The 21,588-nt window shown below is 69.9% G+C and carries 16 protein-coding genes; 7 read left to right on the plus strand and 9 right to left on the minus strand.

The window, feature by feature from the left end:
* Window positions 1-41 precede the first annotated feature (41 nt).
* Window positions 42-542: an SET domain-containing protein-lysine N-methyltransferase gene (locus tag KA711_06660; GenBank protein ID MCM0608668.1), complete on the minus strand. Its 501-nt coding sequence runs from the start codon at window positions 540-542 to the stop codon at window positions 42-44.
* Between the two features lie 115 nt (window positions 543-657).
* On the opposite strand from KA711_06660, the gene KA711_06665 reads away from it, so the two are divergent.
* Genes KA711_06665 through KA711_06675 form a run of 3 tightly spaced genes read left to right on the plus strand, consistent with a single transcriptional unit; the run spans window position 658 to window position 5,174 of the window.
* Window positions 658-3,267, plus strand: coding sequence for a DNA topoisomerase III (locus KA711_06665; GenBank protein MCM0608669.1), 2,610 nt, complete (start codon window positions 658-660; stop codon window positions 3,265-3,267).
* A 40-nt stretch (window positions 3,268-3,307) separates the two neighbouring features.
* Window positions 3,308-4,603, plus strand: a complete 1,296-nt coding sequence (locus tag KA711_06670) for a glutamate-5-semialdehyde dehydrogenase (GenBank protein MCM0608670.1) — start codon at window positions 3,308-3,310, stop codon at window positions 4,601-4,603.
* Window positions 4,604-4,634: 31 nt separating this feature from the next.
* A complete protein-coding gene (locus KA711_06675) occupies window positions 4,635-5,174 on the plus strand; it encodes a LemA family protein (GenBank protein MCM0608671.1) in 540 nt (179 codons plus the stop codon).
* Between the two features lie 273 nt (window positions 5,175-5,447).
* Here KA711_06675 and KA711_06680 read toward each other — a convergent pair whose 3' ends face one another.
* From KA711_06680 to KA711_06690, 3 genes are all read right to left on the minus strand, one after another.
* The gene (locus tag KA711_06680) at window positions 5,448-6,830 is read right to left on the minus strand and encodes an IS701 family transposase (GenBank protein MCM0608672.1); all 1,383 of its coding nucleotides are present in this window, start codon (window positions 6,828-6,830) and stop codon (window positions 5,448-5,450) included.
* 113 nt (window positions 6,831-6,943) lie between these two features.
* The gene (locus KA711_06685; protein ID MCM0608673.1) at window positions 6,944-7,327 is read right to left on the minus strand and encodes a winged helix-turn-helix transcriptional regulator; all 384 of its coding nucleotides are present in this window, start codon (window positions 7,325-7,327) and stop codon (window positions 6,944-6,946) included.
* Window positions 7,328-7,413: 86 nt separating this feature from the next.
* Window positions 7,414-8,022, minus strand: a complete 609-nt coding sequence (locus KA711_06690) for a TlpA family protein disulfide reductase (GenBank protein ID MCM0608674.1) — start codon at window positions 8,020-8,022, stop codon at window positions 7,414-7,416.
* 218 nt (window positions 8,023-8,240) lie between these two features.
* Here KA711_06690 and KA711_06695 point away from each other — a divergent pair, with 218 nt between their 5' ends.
* Window positions 8,241-8,543, plus strand: a complete 303-nt coding sequence (locus KA711_06695; protein ID MCM0608675.1) for a cytochrome C — start codon at window positions 8,241-8,243, stop codon at window positions 8,541-8,543.
* A gap of 13 nt (window positions 8,544-8,556) precedes the next feature.
* On the plus strand, window positions 8,557-9,858 hold the full coding sequence (locus KA711_06700; protein ID MCM0608676.1) for an FAD-dependent oxidoreductase: 1,302 nt from the start codon (window positions 8,557-8,559) through the stop codon (window positions 9,856-9,858).
* 28 nt (window positions 9,859-9,886) lie between these two features.
* Here KA711_06700 and KA711_06705 read toward each other — a convergent pair whose 3' ends face one another.
* From KA711_06705 to ugpC, 5 genes are read right to left on the minus strand one after another with little or no spacing between them, the layout of a single operon-like run.
* Window positions 9,887-12,634: a hypothetical protein gene (locus tag KA711_06705; protein MCM0608677.1), complete on the minus strand. Its 2,748-nt coding sequence runs from the start codon at window positions 12,632-12,634 to the stop codon at window positions 9,887-9,889.
* A complete protein-coding gene (gene malG, locus KA711_06710) occupies window positions 12,631-13,521 on the minus strand; it encodes a maltose ABC transporter permease MalG (GenBank protein MCM0608678.1) in 891 nt (296 codons plus the stop codon). Before malG ends, KA711_06705 begins: the two co-directional genes overlap by 4 nt.
* 1 nt (window position 13,522) lies before the next feature.
* Window positions 13,523-15,133: a maltose ABC transporter permease MalF gene (gene malF, locus KA711_06715; protein MCM0608679.1), complete on the minus strand. Its 1,611-nt coding sequence runs from the start codon at window positions 15,131-15,133 to the stop codon at window positions 13,523-13,525.
* Window positions 15,130-16,779: a maltose/maltodextrin ABC transporter substrate-binding protein MalE gene (malE, locus tag KA711_06720; GenBank protein ID MCM0608680.1), complete on the minus strand. Its 1,650-nt coding sequence runs from the start codon at window positions 16,777-16,779 to the stop codon at window positions 15,130-15,132. Before malE ends, malF begins: the two co-directional genes overlap by 4 nt.
* Window positions 16,769-17,893, minus strand: a complete 1,125-nt coding sequence (gene ugpC, locus KA711_06725) for a sn-glycerol-3-phosphate ABC transporter ATP-binding protein UgpC (GenBank protein ID MCM0608681.1) — start codon at window positions 17,891-17,893, stop codon at window positions 16,769-16,771. Before ugpC ends, malE begins: the two co-directional genes overlap by 11 nt.
* A 286-nt stretch (window positions 17,894-18,179) precedes the next feature.
* On the opposite strand from ugpC, the gene malQ reads away from it, so the two are divergent.
* Together malQ and KA711_06735 are read left to right on the plus strand one after the other, a co-directional pair.
* Window positions 18,180-19,712 carry a 4-alpha-glucanotransferase gene (gene malQ / locus KA711_06730; GenBank protein MCM0608682.1) on the plus strand — a complete coding sequence of 511 codons (1,533 nt, stop codon included), beginning with the start codon at window positions 18,180-18,182 and terminating at the stop codon, window positions 19,710-19,712.
* Window positions 19,713-19,854: 142 nt separating this feature from the next.
* Window positions 19,855-21,585, plus strand: coding sequence for an AMP-binding protein (locus KA711_06735; GenBank protein ID MCM0608683.1), 1,731 nt, complete (start codon window positions 19,855-19,857; stop codon window positions 21,583-21,585).
* Window positions 21,586-21,588 lie beyond the last annotated feature (3 nt).

The raw sequence follows: 21,588 nt of genomic DNA on the forward strand, positions 1-21,588 counted from the left end.
GGCGCTGGCGCTGGCGGGTGGGCGGGCGTGTCCACGCCGTCTCAGCGCTTGGGCGCCAGCATCGTGCGACGGCAGCGCGGGCTGCCGCAGCGGCACTCGTACTGCTTCTTCAGCTTCGGCGTATAGCGCTCGTCGATCACGAGGCCGTAGTCGTAGAACAGTTCCTCGCCGGGCGAGAGTTCGCGCAGCGCGTGGATGAAGACGCGGCCGTCGGCGGTCTCCTCGGCTTTGCAGTTGGGTTCGCAAGCGTGGTTGATCCAGCGCGCGGCGTTGCCGCCGAACTTGGCGTCGATGACGTGGCTGCCGTCGTCGAGGCTGAAGTAGAAGGTGTGGTGCGGGTCGGAGGGGTCGTGCGGGTGGCGGCGCAGCGCCTCGGGCCAGGTGATGGTCTCGCCGGTGTATTCGATGATGCGCTGGCCAGCGGCGATGGACTGCAACGCGAAGACGCCTTTGCCGTGCACGCCGCTCCTGCTCACCTGGATGCGCCGGCCCCGGGGGGCAACGGCCTTGGCCTCGGAACGCAGTTGCGGGGTCTTCTTCATTCGGTACATTGAACTCATGCAGGTGCGCGCGCGTGCCTGCGCGGCGCCCGCGCACACACACGCGAGAAGGGGCGCATTGTAGGGATCGGGCTCAGCCAGCTGACATCACAGGACCATGACGAAGACGATCATCATTGCCGAAAAGCCCAGCGTGGCGCAGGACATCGTGCGCGCGCTCGGCTCGGCCGACGGCAAGTTCGACAAGCAAGCCGACCACTTCGAGAATGACCGCTGGGTTGTCACCAGTGCGGTCGGCCATCTGGTGGAGATCAAGGCCCCGGACGACTACGAGGTCAAGCGCGGCAAGTGGAGTTTCGCCAACCTGCCGGTGGTGCCGCCGCACTTCGACGTGGCGCCCATCGACAAGGCCAAGAGCCGGCTCACGGCCGTGGTGCGGCTGGTCAAGCGCAAGGACGTCGGCGCCATCATCAACGCCTGCGACGCCGGGCGTGAGGGCGAGCTGATCTTCCGGCTCATCCTGCAGTACGCCTTTGGCGACAAGGTCCACGGCAAGCCGATCCGCCGCCTCTGGCTGCAAAGCATGACGCCGCAGGCCATCCGCGAGGGCTTTGACAAGCTGCGCTCCGACCGCCAGATGCTGGGCCTGGCCGACGCTGCGCGCAGCCGCTCCGAGGCCGACTGGCTGGTGGGCATCAACGGCACGCGCGCGATGACCGCCTTCAACTCGCGCGACGGCGGCTTCTTCCTCACCACCGTGGGCCGCGTGCAGACGCCCACGCTCAGCATCGTGGTCGAGCGCGAAGAGAAGATCCGCAAGCACGTGAGCCGCCCGTACTGGGAGGTGAAGGCCAGCTTCGACGCCACGGCCGGCCTCTACGACGGCAAGTGGTTCGACCCGAAGTTCAAGAAGGGTCGAGCCGGGGAGGGGGCACCGCTTGACGCCACGCCCGATGCGGATGCCCGCGCCGACCGTCTGTGGAACGAGGCGGAAGCAAGGGCCATCGAGCAGGCGGTGCGCGGCCAGCCCGCCAGCGTGGTGGACGAAGCCAAGCCCAGCACGCAGGCCAGCCCCTTGCTGTACGACCTGACGACCTTGCAGCGCGAGGCCAACTCGCGCTTCGGCTTCAGCGCCAAGACCACCTTGTCGCTGGCCCAGGCGCTGTACGAAAAGCACAAGGTGCTCACCTACCCGCGAACCGACAGCCGCGCGCTGCCCGAAGACTACGTGGGCACCGTCAAGCAGACCATGGCGATGCTGGCCGACGAAGACCTGCCCGGCCCGCTGCGCGAGCTGGGCGGCCACGCGCGCAAGGCCTTGAACGACGGCTACGTGAAACCCGTGAAGCGTGTGTTCGACAACACCAAGGTGTCCGACCACTTCGCCATCATCCCCACGCTGCAGGCGCCAAAGAGCCTGAGCGAGATCGAGCTCAAGCTCTACGACATGGTCGTCAAGCGCTTCATCGCGGTGTTCTACCCGAGCGCCGAGTTCATGGTCACCACGCGCATCAGCACCGTGAAGGTGGGCGCCGCAGAGCACCGCTTCCAGACCAACGGCAAGGTGCTCGTCAACCCCGGCTGGCTGGCGGTGTACGGCAAGGAGGCGCAGGACGACGACGCCAACCTGGTGGCCGTTGAACCGGGCGAGCTCGTCAAGACCGAGAGCGTGGAGGTGCTGGCGCAGAAGACGCGTCCGCCGGCGCGCTACACCGAGGCCACGCTGCTCTCCGCAATGGAGGGTGCCGGCAAGCTCATCGACGACGAGGAGCTGCGCGACGCCATGAAGGAGAAGGGCCTGGGCACCCCGGCCACGCGCGCCGCCACCATCGAGGGCCTGATCAACGAGAAGTACATGCTGCGCGACGGCCGCGAGCTGGTGCCCACGGCCAAGGCCTTCCAGCTGATGACGCTGCTGCGCGGCCTGGCCATCGAGGACCTGACCAAGCCCGAGCTCACCGGCCAATGGGAGCACCAGCTCGCCGAGATGGAGCACGGGCGGCTCTCACGCGACGCCTTCATGGCCGAGATTGCCAGGATGGCCGAGCGCATCGTGAAGAAGGCCAAGGAATACGACCGCGACACCATCCCGGGCGACTACGCCACGCTGGCCCAGCCTTGCCCCAATTGCGGCGGCGTGGTCAAGGAGAACTACCGCCGCTACGCCTGCGCGGGGGCCGATGGCGACACCGAAGGCTGCGGCTTCTCCATCACCAAGATCCCGGCCGGCCGGGCCTTCGAGATCGTCGAGGCCGAGGCCTTCATCCGCGACCACAGGATCGGCCCGCTCGAGGGTTTCCGCAGCAAGGCCGGCTGGCCGTTCACGGCCGAGCTCAAGCTGGTGCGCGACGACGAGATCGGCAACTGGAAGCTGGAGTTCGACTTCGGCGATGACGAGCGCCAGGGGCAGGCCGACGGCGAGCCGGTGGATTTTGCCGGTCGGTCCAGCCTGGGTGCCTGCCCCAAGTGCAAGGGCCGCGTCCACGAGCACGGCAGCAACTATGTCTGCGAGCACGCCGTGGGCGCACACGTGACCTGCGACTTCAAGAGCGGCAAGATCATCCTGCAGCAGCCGGTGTCGCAGGAGGAGTTCACGAAGCTGCTGTCCACCGGCAAGACCTCGCTGCTGCAGGGCTTCGTCTCGAACAAGACGCGGCGAGCCTTCAGGGCCTACCTGGCCTGGGACGCGAAGGAGGGCAAGGTCGGCTTCGAGTTCGAGCCAAGGCCTGAGCGCAAGCCCGGCGCGAAGCGGGGTGCCAAGGGCTGAGCTGGGGGGCGGCGCAAACCTGCCCGGCGACAATGCCGGGATGGACACCCAGGACCGCTCCTCCAACGCCAGCTCTGTCGGCACCCTGATGCAGGGGCTGGGCGTCGCCGCCCGAGCCGCGGCCACCCGCATGGCCGCAGCGCCGACGGCAGCCAGGGACGCCGCGCTGCGAGGGCTGGCGCGCCGCTTGCGCTCGGTCGGCGCGGCGGTGGCCGAGGCCAACGAGATCGACCTCGCTGCGGCGCGGGCGGCAGGCCTGGACGGGCCGATGCGGGACCGCCTCAGGCTCACGCCCGATGTCGTCGCCACCGTGGCCGAGGGCTGCGAGCAGATCGCGGCCATGCCCGACCCGGTCGGCGAGATCACCGGCGTGAAGCGGCGCCCCAGCGGCATCAGCGTCGGCCAGATGCGTGTGCCGATCGGGGTCTTCGGCATGATCTACGAGAGCCGTCCGAACGTCACCATCGAGGCCGCGAGCCTGGCCATCAAGAGTGGCAACGCCTGCATCTTGCGCGGGGGCTCCGAGGCCATCCACAGCAACCGCGCGCTGGCGGCGCTGGTGCAGGGCGCCCTGGCCGAGGCCGGCCTGCCGCCCGAGGCGGTGCAGCTCGTGCCCACCACAGACCGTGCCGCCGTGGGCGCGCTCATCAGCATGCCGCAGTACGTGGACCTGATCATCCCGCGCGGCGGCAAGGGCCTCATCGAGCGCATCAGCGCCGAGGCCCGCGTGCCGGTGATCAAGCACCTAGACGGCAACTGCCACGTCGTTGTCGACGCCGAGGTCGACCTCGACCTCGCTGTGAAGGTGACGGACAACGCCAAGACGCAAAAGTTCAGCCCCTGCAACGCCGCCGAGAGCCTGCTCGTGCACGCCGCGCAGGCTGCGGCCTTCCTGCCATGCATCGGCGCGGTGTTCGCGGCCAAGGGCGTGGAGATGCGCTGCTGCGCGCGCGCGCTGGTGCTGCTGGCCGGCCTGCCGAAGGTGCTGCCGGCCACCGAAGCCGACTGGGCCACCGAGTACCTGGCGCCCGTCATCAGCATCAAGGTCGTCGACTCGCTCGACGAGGCCATCGCGCACGTCAATCTGTACGGCAGCCACCACACCGACGCAATCCTGACCACGAGCCACCCGAACGCGATGCGCTTCCTGCGCGAGGTCGACTCGTCCAGCGTGATGGTCAACGCCAGCACGCGGTTTGCCGACGGTTTCGAGTATGGGCTGGGCGCCGAGATCGGCATCAGCACCGACAAGTTCCACGCCCGCGGGCCGGTGGGGCTGGAGGGCCTCACCTCGATGAAGTGGGTGGTGCTGGGGCAGGGCGAGGTCCGCGGCTGAAGGCGCGGCTGAACGCAAGGGCGAGGGCGCGGTGACGAGCTGGCTGCTGCTGGCGCTGGGGGCGCTGCTGCTCTTCTGGGTGGTGGGCGCGAACAACCGCCTGATCGCCCTGCGCGATGAGGTCTGCGCGGCCTGGCAGCGGGTGGTCGAGGCGCTGCAGCCGCGTGACGCCGCGGCGGAGCCGCTCGTGGCGCTGCTGCGCAGCCCGATGGCGGCGGAACAAGGCGCACTCGATGCCTTTGTGGCCGCCACGGCGCAGTCGCGCCAAGCGGGCGCCGCGCTGGGTGCACGCCCGCTGGACCCCACATTGGCGCAGCAGTGGCAGGCCGCCGAGTCGGCGCTCGCCGGCGCGGCCTCAAGGCTCCTGGCCTTGCTGGAGCAGCAGCCGGACCTGCGTGCCGATGCCCTGGTGGCACCGCTGCTGGCCGCCTGGAACGACGCGCAGCCCAGGCTGGCCTATGCGCGCCAGCGCTTCAACGAGGCGGCCGAGGCGCACGACGCGGCGATCGCGCTGTTCCCGACGACGCTGCTGGCGCGTGCCTTGGGCATGGCGCCCGCGGGGCGGCTCTAGGAGCGTGGGCGGCAGAAATCCAGCCCCGCGCCGGGGCGGCCAAAGCCACTGGCGCAGGCGCGTCGCGCAGCGCGGGCTTGACGCCCGCGCCAGCGGCGCAACACCCGCCAGCGGCTTTGGCCGCCCCGGCCCCTCGGGTTGGGCCGATTTCGGGGCCCATGCGGCGTTGCCACGCTGGCCCGGGCGCACAGCCCGGGCTGCGCGCGGCGCCTGGCCTGGGCCCCGAAGTCGGCCCAACGCGGGGCTGGATTTCTGCCGCCCACGCTCCTAGTCTTACTGTGTCACAAGCGTAGCCTTGCGTTTGTGCGCAGGCAGCACGGACACCTTGGCAGTGTCCTGAGCAAGGCTGCGGCGATACGCAGCCGTAAGCTCGTGATGGACGATGGGACGTGGCGCTGCGTGCGCTGGGCTGCCGCGAGGCTTGTAATGCTTGGGTAGGGTAGGTTCTTTGCTTCGTGCGGAGTTTTTTTTGCCCTCAACGCCGGGGTACCGAAGCTGTTGGGCCATCAGGAACCCGTAGGCAGCAATTGCCAGGCTGGCATGGTGATGGAAGCCGCGCCAGCCTCGGCCTTCGTAGTCGCCCAGCCCCAGGTCCTGCTTGAGGTCCTGGTAATCGCGCTCGATGCGCCAGCGCATTTTGGCTTCAAGCACCATGCGCTCAATGGGCATGTCCTGCGGTAGCGTGGACAGCCAGTATTTCATCGGCTCCTTGTGACCTTCGGGCCATTCGATGAGCGCCCACTGCTCGGGCCGTAACGCGTCGCGCTGGTAGTCGCGGTGCGCTGCGCGCACCCGAACACGGGCAAAGCGAGAGCGCAAGGTGAAGTTGCTACCTTCTCGCCACTCGACGTTGTGCCATTGCCCGGCCGGCAACGCGTGCGCCAGTTCCTTCATCGACAGCGGCCTCTCATGTGCAGCGTCACCCAGGCGTTGCCGCGTGGGCACGTTGCCGCGCCCGCTGTAGGCCGCCGGGGGCAGCGGTGCGTGCCCGGGCGGCCAGACGTTAACCTGTCCCGTCACGCCCACCACATAGGCCAGCCCCAATTCGCTCAAGCGCTCGCGGAACGCAGTCTCTGTCCCGTAACCCGCATCGGCCAGCACGCAGTGCCTGGGTGCGCCCTGGTCCAGCAGCCGCTCGATCTGCGCCAGCGCCATCGCCGGCTTGGTGGCGAAGCCCGCCTCCTGGGGCACGCCCGCCTTCTGTCGCCTGGCCTCGTCCTCGCACCACTCCTTGGGCAGGTACAACTGCCAGGCCACTGGCAGGCTGCCGCCCTGGGCCGCCAGGGAGACGCTCACCGCCACCTGGCAGTTGTCCTGCTTACCCAGCATGCCGCAATACTGGCGTGCCACGCCCACCGAGTGTGTGCCCTGCTTGGGAAACCCTGTGTCGTCCACGATCCACCAACCGCCGTCGCTGAAGTCCATCGCCGGCACCACCCACTGCGCCACACGCAGCAGCATCTCCTTGTCCGACCAAGCTGAGTCGGCCACGAAGTGATGCAGCGACTGATGCCGTGCCCGCGTGGCAGCCGGCGCCAGGTGCGAGGCCATCGGCTCCACACTCTTGCGCTTGAGCGGCGCCATCAGGCCCGTGCAGTAGCCACGCAGACCCGCATGCCGATCCGAATGCCCCAGCCCAGCGCACAGATGCGCCATGTACCTCTCAAACTCCGCCAACTCCTTCACCAAGGCTCACCTCTTGCTTGAAGAAGTGCGCATAATGCCTTGGAATTTACTAACACAGTAAGACTAGGAGCGTGGGCGGGGCGTCAGCGCCGCGGTGCGGCTGTCAGCGGTGCCTGGCCCCCAAGAGGTGCCAGATCGGGCTCGCCGTCGGCATCGGTGGCGATCTGCATGCACACGGCCCGGCAGAGCGTGGCCGCGCGCTGGCTGCCGATGCGGTAGTAGATCTGCGTCGCATCGCGGCGGCGCGACAGCACGCCAGCGCGGTGCAACGTGGCCAGGTGCTGGCTCATGTTGGGCTGTGTGGTGTCGATCTCGGCAAGCAGCTGCGAGACGTTTTTCTCGTGGCCGCAGAGTGCGCTGATGATCTTCAGCCGGACGGGCGTGGACAGCAGCCGGAACAACTCGGCGGCGGAGTCGAACACGACGTCGGACTCATCGGCCGGTTCGGCGGCGGCGGGTCTGGACATGGCGGGTCCTCGGGGGCGGGCTCAGGGGCGTCCGGCCGCGCGACCGGGGAACGGGTCGTCGTGCCGCAGGGCTGCGGGCGCGTGCGTCACGAGCGAGCCTTCGGCTCGGTGCGGGCCAGGTCCAGCAGCTCCATCACGTCCTCCTCGAACATCTCGCCGGGCAGCACCTGCACCAGCCTGCCGCCGCGGCCGACCACGGCGGTCTGCGGGATCAGGTTGCGCGGGGCCAGCGCTGCAGCCAGTGGGTCCACGTCCTGCGTGATCTCGAAGCTGTAACCCTGGGCCTTCGCATAACGCTGCACCGTGGCGGCATCGCGGTCGCGCGCCACACCGAGCACGCGCAGAGGGGCCCCTGCAGCCTGCGCGGCGCGGTGCAGCTTCTCGACGTGCTGGTTGTGCCGACGGCAGAAGGGACAGGTCGTCGACCAGAACACCACCACGACAAGCTGACCCTGCCAATGCGTGGCATCGACGCTGCGGCCGTCGAGCAGCCGCACCGTGGGCCATGCCACCGGTTCGCCCGGGAGCGCGGCACCGGCGGCGGCCAGCGGCAAGCCCGACACCAGCCCCGCCAGGGCCCACAGCACCGGCCGGCGGCGCCACGGCGTGTCGCCGCCCGGCGCTGCCGCTGCCTGGACGGCACCCACCCGGGTTTCCTCGGCCGTGCGCCGCCTCGCCTGAACGTACATTCGCATGGAGTGATATTAACGGCTCGCCAGCGTGCGCAGCCCCTGGTGGGTGGGCACCACCCGCCGAGGCCGGTGCCAGCAGACCGCGGCGCGCCGCACAATCGGTACCGGCAGCCCCGCTGCCTGTTCGCCCATCGCTGGGCGCCGGAGCCCCGGTGCCCGTTGTTGCCCGAGGAGACATCGACGTGATCCGACACCCCGCCGTGGCGGCGCTGGCCACCGCCGTGACCGCCCTGTTCATCCTGGCCGCCCCGCTGGCGGCGCAGGCCCAGGCCACCGCACCCGACATGGTGCTGGCGCGCAACCTCGCCGCCACCTGCGCCAACTGCCACGGCACCAACGGCAACGCGCGCGGCGACATGAAGCCGCTGGCCGGCATGCCGGCCGACAAGCTCGTCGCCCTCATGGCCGACTACCGGGCCGGCAACCTGCCCGCGACGATCATGCACCAGATCGTCAAGGGCTACACCGAAGACCAGATCAGGCTGATCGCTGCGCACTTCGCGGTGCAGAAGCCGGCCAAGTGAGGGGACACGCACCATGAGCCAGACACTCCATCCCTCCCGCCGCCGCCTGCTGGGCGCCGGCGCCGCCCTGGGCGGCATCGCCACCCTGGGCCTGGCCGGCTGCGCCACGACCGCCGGCCCGTCGATCGGCCGCGTCGTCGTCATCGGCGGCGGCTACGGCGGCGCCACCGCGGCGCGTTACCTCAAGATGTGGGGCGGCCACATCGACGTCACGCTGGTGGAGCGCAACGCGCAGTTCGTTTCCTGCCCGATCAGCAACTACGTGCTCGGCGGCCATGCCGGCATGGACCGCATCACCCGCGGTTACGACGGCCTCAAGGCCATGGGCGTGAAGCTCGTCCAGGGCGAGGTCACCGCGATCGACGCCGCGGGCAGGAAGGTGCGGCTGAAGGACGGCAGCGAGCTCGCCTACGACCGCCTGGTGCTCAGCCCCGGCATCGGCTTCATGACCGAGCAGACCGGCGGCCTGAAGGCCCAGCTCGACAGCGGCCGCGTGCTGCACGGCTGGCAGGCCGGCCCGCAGACCGTGGCGCTGCGCCAGCAGCTCGAGGCCATGCCCGACGGCGGCGTGTTCGCGATGACCATCCCCCGGGCGCCCTATCGCTGCCCGCCCGGGCCTTACGAGCGCGCCTGCATGGTGGCCAGCTACTTCAAGCAGGCCAAGCCCCGGGCCAAGGTGCTGGTGCTCGACGCCAACCCCGAGGTGCAGAGCAAGAAGGCCCTCTTCGAGCGCGCCTTCAAGCAGCACTACGAAGGCATCCTCGAGTACCGCGCCAACAACGAGGTCCGCGAGGTCTCCACCCAGGGGAGCCAACTGGTGGCCAAGCTGGAGTTCGACGACGTCAAGGCTGACGTCCTCAACGTGATCCCGGCGCAGCGCGCGGGCGATCTCGCGGTGGCCACCGCGGGCCTCGTGAACATGAACAACCGCTGGGTCGGCGTCAACTGGCTCACCATGGAAAGCAGCGCCGTGCCGGGCGTGCACGTCCTGGGTGACTCCACCTTCAGCGCGCCGGCCATGCCCAAGAGCGGCCACATGGCCAACCAGCATGCCAAGGTGGCGGCCGCGGCCATCATCCAGCTGCTCAAGGGCGAGCCGGTCAGCCCCACGCCGGTGGTGATGAACACCTGCTACAGCTTCGTCACCCGGACCGACGTCGTGCACGTGGCGAGCGTCCACCAGTACGACGCCGCCGACAAGACCTTCAAGACGGTACCCGGCTCGGGCGGCGTCAGTGCCGCGGCCAACCAGATCGAGGGCCGCTACGCGCTGAGTTGGGCCGACAACATCTGGGCCGACATGCTGAACGTCTGACGCCGGGGGCGCCCCGACGCCCAGGCGTTCAGCGCAGCAGCACGCGCCCGGACAGCGCGGGCAGCACGAACTCGATCTCCTCGCCGTCGGCCGCCACGGCCGGGGCGCCCAGCGCGTCAGCCAGTGGCCCGCGCGGCAGCCCTGCGGGCCGCGGCAGCCGCACGGTGCGTGCCGCAGCGGCGTTGTTCACCGCCACCAAGGCCCAGCGCTCCTGCCCCCCGGCGGCCAGCCGGCGCGGCCACACCACCACGTGCTCGTCCACCACCAAGGGCGCCATCAGCTCGCCGCGCCGCAGCACCGGGTTCGCGTGGCGCATCGCGATCAGGCGCCTGAACTGCTCGCGCAGCGCCAGGTCGGGCTGGCCGCCTTCGTCGGGCCAGGGCCAGGTGGCGCGGTTGTAGGGGTCGTCGCCGCCCGTCACGCCGACCTCGTCGCCGTAGTAGACGGTGGGCGCGCCGGGGTAGCTCATCTGCAGGAACACACCGAGCAGCAGGCGCTGCTTGGCGCGCTCGATGATGGCTGCGTCCTTGGTGTCCTCGTGCCAGCCGAAGACGTGCAGCGCGCGCGCCTGGTCGTGGCTGGACAGCAGGTTCATCAGCGCGCGGTGCACGGGGGCCGGGTAGGCCTCGCGCAGGTGCTCGAGCTGCGCCACCAGGCCCGAGGCCTTGCCACCCGCCGCGTAGTCCTGCACGGCGTTGCGGAAGACGTAGTTCATGGTCGAGTCGAACATGTCGCCGAGGAAGTACTTGCTCGAGTCGAACCAGGTCTCGGCCACCGTCAGCGCGTCGGGCTTCGTGCTCTTCACGGCCTGGCGCCACTCGCGCCAGAAGTCGTCGCTCACCCAGGGCGCGACGTCCATGCGCCAGCCGGCGGCGCCGCGCTTGAGCCAGGTGCGCGTGACGCTGTCGGGCTGGCGGTAGGCGAAGTCGCGCCACGCCGGGCTGGCCTTGTCGAGTTCGGGCAGGTCGGGCACGCCCACCCAGCCGCGGTACTGGCGCTCGGGCTCCTTCTGCGTGAGGTCGAACTTGTACCAGCCGAAGTACGGGCTCGTGGGGTTGGGCCGGCCGCCGCTGAAGGCACCGGTGCCGCCGAAGTGGCCGTAGCGGTCGAAATAGATCGAGTCGCTGCCGGTGTGGTTGAGGCTGGCGTCGGGGATGACGCGGATGCCGCGCCGCGTGGCCTCGCGGATGAGCCGGTCCCAGGCGGCGTTGCCGCCGAAGGCCGGGTCGACGTTCAGGTAGTCGGCGTGGTCGTACTTGTGGTTGCTGGCGGCGCGGAACACCGGCGTCATGTAGATCGTGTTGGCGCCCAGCTCGCGGATGTTGTCGAGCTTGTCGGCCAGGCCCTCGAGGTCACCACCGAAGAAGTCGTTGTTGTAGACCTCGTCGCTGCCGTCGCCGGTGCCGGGCCGGTAGGGCCGGTCGGTCCAGCGCGCGTGTTTCTCGACGTTGGTGTTGCGGTAGCGGTCGCGCCCGGGCTGCGGGTCGTTGGCGCGGTTGCCGTTGCGGAAGCGCTCGGGGAAGACGTAGTAGTAGACGATGTCGGCGGCCCAGTCGGGCACGCGCAGGTCGGGGGCGTGCACGGTCTGTCGGAAGCGGCGGATGCCGCCGGGGTTGCCGGGCCGCTCGGCCACGGCGCCTGCGCCGCCGGTGCCCTTCTCGCGCGTCCAGTGCAGCGGCTCGGTGTTGTTCTGGTAGGCGTAGAGCCGGCCGCCGATCTCGACCTCGAACCAGTAGCCGTAGACCGCCACCTCGCCGAAGCGGTGGCTCACGGCGAAGCGCTCGCGGCCGTCGGGCTCGGCGCTGCGCACCATGGCCACGCGGGCGGCGGGCAGGTACTCCAGCACCTCCTGGTTGCCTTCGAGGCGGCGCTTCTCCACCACCAGCGTGGCGCGCTGCACGCCCGGCGCGGCGGTGAAGGCGAAGCTGATCTCGGTGCCCGCCGGCACGGCGCCGAAGGGCCGCTTGTGCGTGGTGCTGCGCGAGTCGAAGCGCAGGCTCAGCGCCACGGGGTCGGTGACGGCGGCGGCGCGCGGGTCGGCCCAGCTCTTGGGGCCGATGTCCAGCTGCGGCCGGCCGCCGGCCCAGGCCAGGCGCAGCGTGTGCTCGCCGCTGAAGGTGTGCGCGAAGTTGGCGCCCTGGCCGAAGCCGCCGGGGCCGATGGTGCTGGTGTCCTTCCAGGCCGCGTCGGCGATCTTGAACTCATGCCGGCCGTCGAGCCTGAGGTTCAGGTAGTAGGCGTCGCAGCTGAACTGGAACTGGTAGTCGTCGAGCGCCGCCCAGTTGTTGGGCGTGCCGCGCAGGAACAGCGCCGTGGCGCCGAGAGGCGCCTCGTTCACCGGGCACTCGTCGATGCGCAGCTCGGGGTTGGTGGGGTCGCTCATCGTCACCGTGAATCGGTAAGTGCCGGGGATTCCCGCGGCGGACAAGCCGCCGAAGCGGCGTTGCAGCTCGGGGCCGCGGCGCACCAGGCGCCGGCCGTCGGCGCTGCCGAAGTCGGCATCGGCACTCCAGCCCTCGTCGCCGAGCTTGAAGCGGTGCTCGCCTTGCAGCCGGGTGACGAGCTCCCAGCGGTTGCAGGCCCAGGTGAAACGCTGCGCCTCGGGCGCGGCCCAGGCGTTGAAGCTGCCGCGCAGGTAGAGGGCCCGGCCGTCCAGCGGGTCGGGGCGGCAGGCCGTGGCGGCGGGCGCCGTCGGCGCCGCCTGCGCCAGGGCCGGCGCGGCGGCCAGCAGCAGGCCCAGCGCCGCCGCGGCGCGCAGCATCGGCGCGACCGTCATCCCTTCACGCCCCCGGCGGTGAGTCCGTTGACGATCCAGCGCTGCGCCAGCAGGAACACCAGCGTGATGGGCAGGCCGCTCAGCACGGCCGCCGCGGCGAAGTCGCCCCACAGGTAGCGCTGCTCGTACAGGTAGAACTTGCTGCCCACCGCGAGCGTGAGGTTGGGCTCCTCGCGCAGCAGGATGCTGGCCACCGGGTACTCGATGATGGTGCCGATGAAGGCCAGCACGAACACGACCATCAGGATGGGCACGGCCATCGGCAGCAGCACGTGGCGGAAGGCCTGCCAGTGGGTGGCGCCGTCGACCTTGGCGTTCTCCTCGATCTCCACCGGGATGGTCTCGAAGTAGCCCTTGATCGTCCAGATGTGCATGGCCACGCCGCCGAGGTAGGCCACGATGAGGCCGGCGTGGGTCTCGATGCCCAGCCAGGGGATCTGCGTCCCCAGGCCCTCGAAGATGGCGTAGATGGCCACGAGGGCCACCGCCACCGGGAACATCTGCAGCAGCAGCATGGTGTTGAGGATGAGGGTCTTCCGGGCGAACTTCAGGCGCGCAAAGGCGTAGGCCGCGGTGGTGCTGATGGCCACGATCAGGAAGGCCGAGATCGTGGCGATCTTGATGCTGTTCCACAGCCAGAGCAGCACCGGGAAGGGCGGCTGTGTCACCGTGCCGTCGGGGTTGGTGACGGGGATGCCCAGCGCCAGCTGCCAGTGCTCGAAGCTGATCTGCGTGGGAATGATGCTGCCGGTGGCGAAGTTGCCCGGCCGCAGGCTGATGCTGATGACGGCCAGCAGCGGGAAGAGCGTGAAGGCCAGCAGCGTGCACAGCAGCGCGTGCGCCGCCCAGGCGCGCCAGCGCTGGCGCTTGCCGGTGACGATGGGCATGTCAGCGCGTCCTTTCGGCGGTCTGCGTGAACTTCAGCTGCACCAGCGCCATCACCGCCACCATGATGAAGATGAGCGTGCTGATCGCCGCCGCCAGGCCAAAGTTCTGGCCGCTGTCGGTGAAGGCGATGCGGTAGGTGTAGCTCACCAGGATGTCGGTCGTGCCCGCCGGCAGCTTGGTGTTCAGGAAGTCGGGCCGCCCGTCGGTGAGCAGACTGATGAGCACGAAGTTGTTGAAGTTGAAGGCAAAGGCGCTGATGAGCAGCGGCGACAGCGGCTTGATGATCAGCGGCGCGGTGATCTTCCAGAAGTTCACCCAGGGGCTCGCGCCGGCCAGCGCGCTGGCCTCGTACAGGTCGGCCGGGATCGCCTTGATGAGCCCCGCGCACAGGATCATGATGTACGGGTAGCCCAGCCAGGTGTTGACGACGAGGATCATCACCTTGGCCAGCATCGGATCGGCAAACCAGGCCGGCCGCACGCCGAACAGCGCATCCAGGATGGCGTTGATCTCGCCGAAGTTCTGGTTGAACAGGCCCTTCCACACCAGGATGCTGATGAAGCCCGGCACGGCGTAGGGCAGGAACAGCAGCGTGCGGTACAGCGTGCGGTGCTTCAGGCCCTCCCACTCCAGCAGCACCGCGAGCGACATGCCCAAGGCCGTGGCGAACAGCACCGTGAGGCCTGCGAAGGTCACCGTCCAGATGAAGATGCTGACGAAGGGGCCGCGGAAGTCGGCGTCCAGCAGCATGCGGCTGTAGTTGGCAAAGCCGATGCCCACGGTGAAGCCGGGCGAGATGCGCTCGACCTCGCCGCTGGCGGCCGTGGACTCGAAGAAGCCGGTCTCGCGGTTGGCCACGAACACGCGGCCGCTGCCGGCCTGCACCAGCGCGCCGTCGGCGCGGGCGGTCCACAGCGGCTCGATGACGCCGAATTCGCGCAGGCCGGCGTAGCGCAGCACCTCGCCAGTGCCCTTGGCGTCTGGCAAGCGCAGCGCCAGCCGCTGCAGGCCCTCGCGCTGCGCGATCACGCCCTTGAGGTCGAGGGCCGGCCCGAGCGCCGCGCCGGCCTCGGGCGCCATCGCCACCGGCGCGGCGGGGGGCTCGCGCAGGTCCAGTGGCGGCGATACCAGCGGCTCGCCGCCGCTCTCGCCCGGGGCCAGACGCAGGCGTAAGGCGCTTCCTTGCGCATGCAGCGTGTACGGCCGCGCGCGGGCCTCGTCGACCACGCTCTGCTCGAGCAGGTACTGGCGCGAGCCCTGCTCCGACAGCAGGTGCGCCGACGAGTAGTTCGTGAAGCCGATCTGCACCGTGTAGACCAGCGGAAAGGCCACGAACAGCAGCATGCCGGCCACGCCCGGGAACAGGTACTTCCAGGCCACCGAGGTGGCCGTGCCGTACACCACAAGCGCCGCGCTGCCGAAGGCCAGCACGCCCACCGCCACCAGCGGCTGGCCGGCCACCCACAGGTTGAACACCAGCCACAGCAGCGCCAGCGACGCCAGGCCCACGACGAGCGCGCCCAGCAGCCGCCGCGGAGCCGGCTTCGCCGGGCCGCTGGGGGCGCCCCCCTGGGGGGACACGCCGGAGGCGCTTCGGGGCGGGGCCCTCATCGGCTCCTCATCCGCGCCGCGGCGCCGTCCAGCGCTTCCTTCGGCGCCTGCCGGCCGCTGGTAACGGCCTCCAGCGCCGCGTCCATGGCCGGGAAGAAGCGGCCCATCTCGGGGATGTTCGGGATCGGCTCGCCGGCCCGCGCGTTGGCCATGGTCGCGGCGATCTTCGGCTCGCTGCTCAGCTCGGCGTAGTAGGCCTTGTCGGCCGGCACGCCCAGCGGCACGTCGGCGCTCACGATCTTGAGGTTCTCCACCTTCAGCAGGTGGTGCTCCAGGAACTCGCGCGCGATGTCCTTCACGCGGCTGGGCGCGGTGATCATGCAGCCCAGCACGCCCACGAAAGGCCGGCTCGGCTTGCCGCCCACCGACGGCAGCGGCGCCACGGTGAAGTCGATGCCCACCTTGCGCACGTTGTCCCAGGCCCAGGGGCCGTTGATCATCATCGCCACCTGGCCCTTGGCGAACGCGCTCTCCATCTCGGCATAACGCGCGCCGCGCGGCATGTGGCCGTCCCTGATGAGCCGCTCCAGCATCAGCACGCCCTGCAGCGCGCCGGGGCTGTTGACGCCCACTTGCGTGGGGTCGAGCTCGCCCTGCGCGTTGCGGCCGAAGACGTAGCCGCCCGGCCCGGCGAACATCCCCCAGCTGAAGAAGCTGTTGTTGTAGGCCCAGAGGATGGCGCCCGTGCGCCCGCCGGACGCGGCCTTGAGCTTGCGATCGATCTCGATGATCTGCTCGAAGCTGGTCGGCGGCTCGGGCACCAGCGCTCGGTTGACGATCAGGCCGACGGCCTCGATGGCGATCGGATATCCCCAGGTCTGACCGCGGTAGCGGAAGGCCTGCCAGGCGGACTCGTCAATGCGCTCGCGCAGGGCGCGGCCGGGGCGGATGGGCACGATCAGGCCACCCTTGGCCCACTCGCCCACGCGGTCGTGCGGCCAGCACATGATGTCCGGGCCCTTGCCGGCGGCCGCCGCGGACTGGAACTTGTCGGGCGCGCCCTCGGGGTGCTGCACCACCACCGGCACGCCGCTCTTGGCGGTGAAGGCGTCGCCCACCTTCTGCAGGCCGTTGTAGCCCTTGTCGCCGTTGATCCACACCAGCAGGCGTGGCGAGGCCTGGGCGTGGGCGGCGAGGGTGGCCAGCAGCGCCACTGCGCTCGCGCACTTCGACAGGCTCAGTGCGAACGGAGGAGATCCACCGTTCGCACGGGACCTGTCGGAGCGCCGCCTGGTCAACAGCAGCCCAAGCCGGGTTCGTGCAAACGGAGGGCATCCTCCGTTCGGGCTGAGCTTGTCGACGCCGCGCTGCAGCAGTGGGTGCTTGGACAGGTTTTGTGCGAACGGATGGCATCCACCGTTCGGGCCGAGCTTGTCGACGCCGCGCTGCAGCGGTGGGAGCTCGGACAGGTTTTGTGCAAACGGAGGGCATCCACCGTTCGGGCTGAGCTTGTCGACGCCGCGCTGCAGCGGTGGGAGCTCGGACAGGTTTTGTGCAAACGGAGGGCATCCACCGTTCGGGCTGAGCCTGTCGAAGCCCCCCTGAGGCAGCGGGCGCTCGGGCGGATTTCGTGCAAACGGAGGACATCCACCGTTCGGGCTGAGCTTGTCGAAGCCCTGCACGAGCCCGCGGTTCTCAAGCTGCATGCACACGCTCGGTCGGCGCCACGGCCAAGCGGCGGAAGGCCAGGCCCTGGGCGTCGAAGAGGTAGGCTTTCTCAGGCGGCACACCCAGGGCCAGTGCCGCCCCGGCGGCCAGGCGGCGGTCGCCTTCGACGGCACAGGTCAGCACGTCTTCCACGCCGGGGTGACTGCAGTAGGCGTAGGTCATGCCGCCCAGGCTCTCGACGAAGGTGACGGTGGTCGCCAGGCCGTTGGCGGCCTCGCCCGCGCGCAGGTGTTCGGGCCGCACGCCCAGCCTGACGGCGTCGCCCGGCTGCGCGCGGTGGGCGTCGACGAGGCAGCGCACCTGTTCATCGCCGCCCTTCACGCGCACCAGCGCGTGCTGCGCCGAGGCCTCCACTACGGTGGCGTCGAGCAGGTTCATGCCCGGGCTGCCGATGAAGCCCGCCACGAACAGATTGCACGGGTGCTCGTAGAGCTCCAGCGGCGCGCCCACCTGCTCGATGCGGCCGGCCTGCAGCACGACGATGCGATCGGCCAGTGTCATGGCCTCGACCTGGTCGTGCGTGACGTAGACCATGGTCGTCTTGAACTGCTCGTGCAGCTTGGCGAACTCGTAGCGCATCTTCACGCGCAGCGCGGTGTCCAGGTTGGACAGCGGCTCGTCAAACAGGAACACCTCGGGCTGGCGCACGATGGCGCGGCCGATGGCCACGCGCTGGCGCTGGCCGCCCGACAAGTCTTTGGGTTTGCGCTCGAGGAGGTGCTCGATGTGCAGCATCTTCGCGGCCTTGGTGACGGCTTGCTGGATCTCCGCCGTGGGCACCTTCGCCAGCTTGAGCCCGAAGGCCATGTTGTCGAACAGGTTCATGTGCGGGTACAGCGCGTAGCTCTGGAACACCATCGCGATGCCGCGCTCGGCCGGGGGCAGGTCGTTGACGACACGGCCGCCGATGGACAACTGGCCTTCGGTGATGTCTTCCAGCCCGGCGATGGTGCGCAGCAGCGTGCTCTTGCCGCAGCCGCTGGGCCCCACGAAGACCATGAACTCGCCGTCGTGGATGTGCAGGTCGATCCCCTTCAGGATCTTCGCGTCGCCGTAGGCCTTGCCGACCCCGGACAGCTTCACTTCGGCCACGGCCTGGACTCCGGGTTTGCCACCGCTGATGAATCTGTAACGAATATACAGGCCCACAACCCGGCCTCACAACGGGCGACGGGGACCGATCCCCGGGCTTGAACGCTTATGAATCAAGCACTTGGGATGACACCCGGGAATCCACCATGTAGCATTACTACATGATCGAAGCGCCTTCCATGACACTGGCGCCAGGACGCCGCGCGCCGCATGGCGCGCAGGCGGTGGCCGGGGGCGTGAACCTGACGCTGTGGTCGGAGCATGCCCCGCCTTGAGCATCCCCGACATGTCCTTCGACCTCAGCAGGCGCCGTTCCGGCGTCGTCGTGCACCTGACCTCGCTGCCCGGGCCGCACGGCCTGGGCGACCTCGGCGACGACGCGCGCCGCTTCGTCGACTGGCTGGCCGCCTGTGGCCAGAGTCTGTGGCAGGTGTTGCCGGTCAACCCGGTGGGGCCGGGACACTCGCCTTACCAGTGCCCCTCGGCCTTTGCCGGCAGCCCCTGGCTGGTGGCGCTGGCGCCGCTGGTGCGCGCCGGCTGGCTGCCGGCTCAGGCGCTGGCCCGCGCCCCGGCCTTCGACCCCGCGCGCGCCAACTACGAGAGCGCCATCCCATGGCGCTGGCAATGCCTGCGCGAGGCGGCGGCGGGCTTCTTCGCCCGCGCCACGGCCCCCGAGCGCGCGCGTTTCCAGGAATGGTGCGGAGCCGAGCACGACTGGCTCGACCCCTGGTGCCTGTATGCCGCGCTAAAGGACGCCCACCATGGTCAGCCCTGGTGGGCCTGGGGCGCGGCGCTGGCGCGGCGCGACGCCCCGGCGCTGGCGGCGGCGCGCACCGCGCAGGCCGGGGCGATGCGCGTGCACGCCTTCGTGCAATGGCAGTTCGACGAGCAGCAGCAGGCGCTGCGCAGCTACGCCCACAGCCGCGGCGTCTGTCTGATGGGCGACCTGCCCATTTTTGTGGCCCACGACAGTGCCGATGTCTGGGCCCGGCCTGACCTGGTCTTCATGGACGAGCGCCACGAACTGACCGTGGTGGCCGGCGTGCCGCCCGACGGCTTCGGCCCCGACGGCCAGCGCTGGGGCAACCCGCTGTACCGCTGGGACCGCATGGCCAGCGACGGCTACGCCTGGTGGGTGGCGCGGCTGAAGCGCGCACTGGCGCAGGCCGATCTCGTGCGCATCGACCACTTTCGCGGCTTCGCCGGCTATTGGGAGGTGCCGGCCTCCTGCCCCACGGCGCGCGAGGGCCGTTGGGTGCCCGGCCCGGGGCCGGCGCTGTTCGAGGCTTTTCGCGCCGCCCTCGGCCACGAGCTGCCGGTGGTGGCCGAGGATCTGGGCACGATCACGCCCGACGTGATCGCGCTGCGCGACGGTTTCGGCCTGCCGGGCATGCGCATCGTGCAGGAGGCCTTCAACGGCTGGGGCGACGGCTCCGCGGCCGCCAACGCGCAGCACCCCTTCCTGCCGCACCACCACGTGCCGCATGCGCTGGCCTACAGCAGCACGCACGACAGCGACACCGCGCGTGGCTGGTGGGACTCGGCCCGTGCCGAGGTGCGCGCCTTCGCCGCCGAGTACCTGGCCTGCAGCGACGCCGCGAGCATCCACTGGGCGCTGATCCGCGCCACCAGCCAGAGCGTGGCGAAGCTGGCGCTGTTCCCGTTGCAGGACGTGCTGGGCCTGGACAGCGGGCACCGCATGAACCGCCCCGGCACGGCCGACGGCAACTGGCGCTGGCGCTGCACCTGGCCGATGCTGGAGCCGCAGGTCGCCGCCTCGCTGGCGCGCATCACCACCGCCGCCGGCCGCGCCGGCTGACGGCGCCAGGCGCCGCCCCGGCCGGCCGTGGCCTGACCGGCGGCGGGGGCTAGACACCGACACCCAGAACTTTTTTGGGGTCGTCAAGTTACATTTCACGCCCACTTTCGGCCCCTGGCGGGGCTGCTCCGGCGGTACACCCATGGACGCGATCAGCCCTTACGACCTCAGGCCCTGGGTCGGACAGTACGGCCCGCACATCCGGGCCGACATCGCGGCCCCGGTGCTGGCCAGCGTGCCCGCGCTGGCGGCCGCAGCGGCTGCGCGATTTGCGACGCAGACCGCCTTCACCACCGTCATGCCCAACGGCATGTACGGCTCGCTCAGCTACTGCCAGGTCAACGAGAAGAGCGACCACTTCGCACGCTACCTGCGCCAGGTGCTCAAGATCGAGGCCGGCGACCGCGTGGCCATCCAGATGCCCAACTGCCTGGCTTACCCGGTGGTGCTGCTGGGCGTTCTCAAGGCCGGCTGCGTGGCCGTGAACACCAACCCGCTGTACACCGCCAGCGAGATGGCGCACCAGTTCAAGGACAGCGGCGCCAAGGTGGTGGTCGTCGTCGACCTGTTCGCCGACAAGCTTGAGCAGGCGCTGCCGCAGACCGACGTGAAGCACGTCGTCATCACCCGGGTGCCGGAGTTCTTCCCGCCGGTGATCGGCGGCATCGTGCACGCGGTGATGAACTACTGGAACCGCCAGATTCCGAAGCACGGCGTGTCCTTCACCGCGTTGCCCCGCGCGCTGGACCAGGGTGCGGCCGCCGGCGGCGACGTGCCCGGGTGGTGGTCCAGCCTCAACCACGACAGCCTGGCGCTGCTGCAGAACACCGGCGGCACCACGGGCGTGGCCAAGGGCGCGATGCTCACGCACGGCAACCTGCTGTGGAACCTCTCGCAGATGCGGGCGATGTGCGCGAGCCACATCGAGGACGGCAAGGAGGTGGTGCTGACCGCGCTGCCCCTGTATCACATCTTCGCCTTCACGGTGAACTTCCTCAGCATGTTCGAGGCCGGCGCGCGCAACATCCTGGTGCCCAGCCCGCGGCCGATCCAGAACCTGCAGCGCGCGATCGAGAACTACAAGATCACCTGGCTCACGGGCGTCAACACGCTGTACAACGCGCTGCTCGGCGAGGAGTGGTTCACGGCCTTCCCGCCCAAGCACCTCAAGGCCGCCGGTGGCGGCGGCGCGGCCATGCACCACGCCGTGGTGGAGCGATTCGAGCAGGTGACGGGCGCGCCGCTCGTCGAGGGCTACGGCCTGACCGAGAGCTCGCCCGTGGTGTGCTTCCAGCCGCTGAATGGCCGCCGCCAGAAGGACACCATCGGCATCCCCGCCCCGATGACCGACGTGCGCCTGGTCGATGACCGCGGCGAGCCGGTGCCGCTGGGCCAGCCGGGTGAGCTCATCGTGCGCGGCCCGCAGGTCATGCGCGGCTACTGGCAGCGGCCCGAGGCCACGGCCGAGGTCATCAAGGACGGCTGGCTCTACACAGGCGACGTCGCCGTGATGGACGCCGAGGGCACGTTCAAGATCGTCGACCGCAAGAAGGACATGCTCCTCGTCAGCGGCTTCAACGTGTACCCCAACGAGATCGAGGACGTGCTCACGCGCCACGACGGTGTGCTGGAGGCGGCGGTCATCGGCGTGCCCGACAGCAAGACCGGCGAGGCCGTGCGTGCCTATGTCGTCAGGCGCGACGACGGCCTCACCGCCGAGGCCCTGATGGCGCACTGCCGCACGCTGCTGACCGGCTACAAGATGCCCGCGCGCATCGAGTTCCGCGACGAGCTTCCCAAGACGCCGGTGGGCAAGATCCTGCGCCGCGACCTGCGTGCCGAGGTGCTGGCCGCGCAGAAGAACAAGACCTGAGGA

The sequence above is a fragment of the Ideonella sp. WA131b genome (assembly GCA_023657425.1).
Lineage (GTDB): Bacteria > Pseudomonadota > Gammaproteobacteria > Burkholderiales > Burkholderiaceae_C > Rubrivivax.

Excerpts from the sequence above, each read along its gene's own strand:
- KA711_06690 (MCM0608674.1), bottom strand. The coding sequence starts at position 8,022 with ATGCGAATGTACGTTCAGGCGAGGCGGCGCACGGCCGAGGAAACCCGG.
- KA711_06735 (MCM0608683.1), top strand. The coding sequence starts at position 19,855 with ATGGACGCGATCAGCCCTTACGACCTCAGGCCCTGGGTCGGACAGTAC.
- KA711_06665 (MCM0608669.1), top strand. The coding sequence starts at position 658 with ATGACGAAGACGATCATCATTGCCGAAAAGCCCAGCGTGGCGCAGGAC.
- malE (MCM0608680.1), bottom strand. The coding sequence starts at position 16,779 with ATGCAGCTTGAGAACCGCGGGCTCGTGCAGGGCTTCGACAAGCTCAGC.
- KA711_06700 (MCM0608676.1), top strand. The coding sequence starts at position 8,557 with ATGAGCCAGACACTCCATCCCTCCCGCCGCCGCCTGCTGGGCGCCGGC.
- KA711_06685 (MCM0608673.1), bottom strand. The coding sequence starts at position 7,327 with ATGTCCAGACCCGCCGCCGCCGAACCGGCCGATGAGTCCGACGTCGTG.
- malG (MCM0608678.1), bottom strand. The coding sequence starts at position 13,521 with ATGCCCATCGTCACCGGCAAGCGCCAGCGCTGGCGCGCCTGGGCGGCG.
- malF (MCM0608679.1), bottom strand. The coding sequence starts at position 15,133 with ATGAGGGCCCCGCCCCGAAGCGCCTCCGGCGTGTCCCCCCAGGGGGGC.
- KA711_06680 (MCM0608672.1), bottom strand. The coding sequence starts at position 6,830 with ATGGCGCATCTGTGCGCTGGGCTGGGGCATTCGGATCGGCATGCGGGT.
- KA711_06660 (MCM0608668.1), bottom strand. The coding sequence starts at position 542 with ATGAAGAAGACCCCGCAACTGCGTTCCGAGGCCAAGGCCGTTGCCCCC.
- KA711_06705 (MCM0608677.1), bottom strand. The coding sequence starts at position 12,634 with ATGACGGTCGCGCCGATGCTGCGCGCCGCGGCGGCGCTGGGCCTGCTG.
- malQ (MCM0608682.1), top strand. The coding sequence starts at position 18,180 with ATGTCCTTCGACCTCAGCAGGCGCCGTTCCGGCGTCGTCGTGCACCTG.
- KA711_06670 (MCM0608670.1), top strand. The coding sequence starts at position 3,308 with ATGGACACCCAGGACCGCTCCTCCAACGCCAGCTCTGTCGGCACCCTG.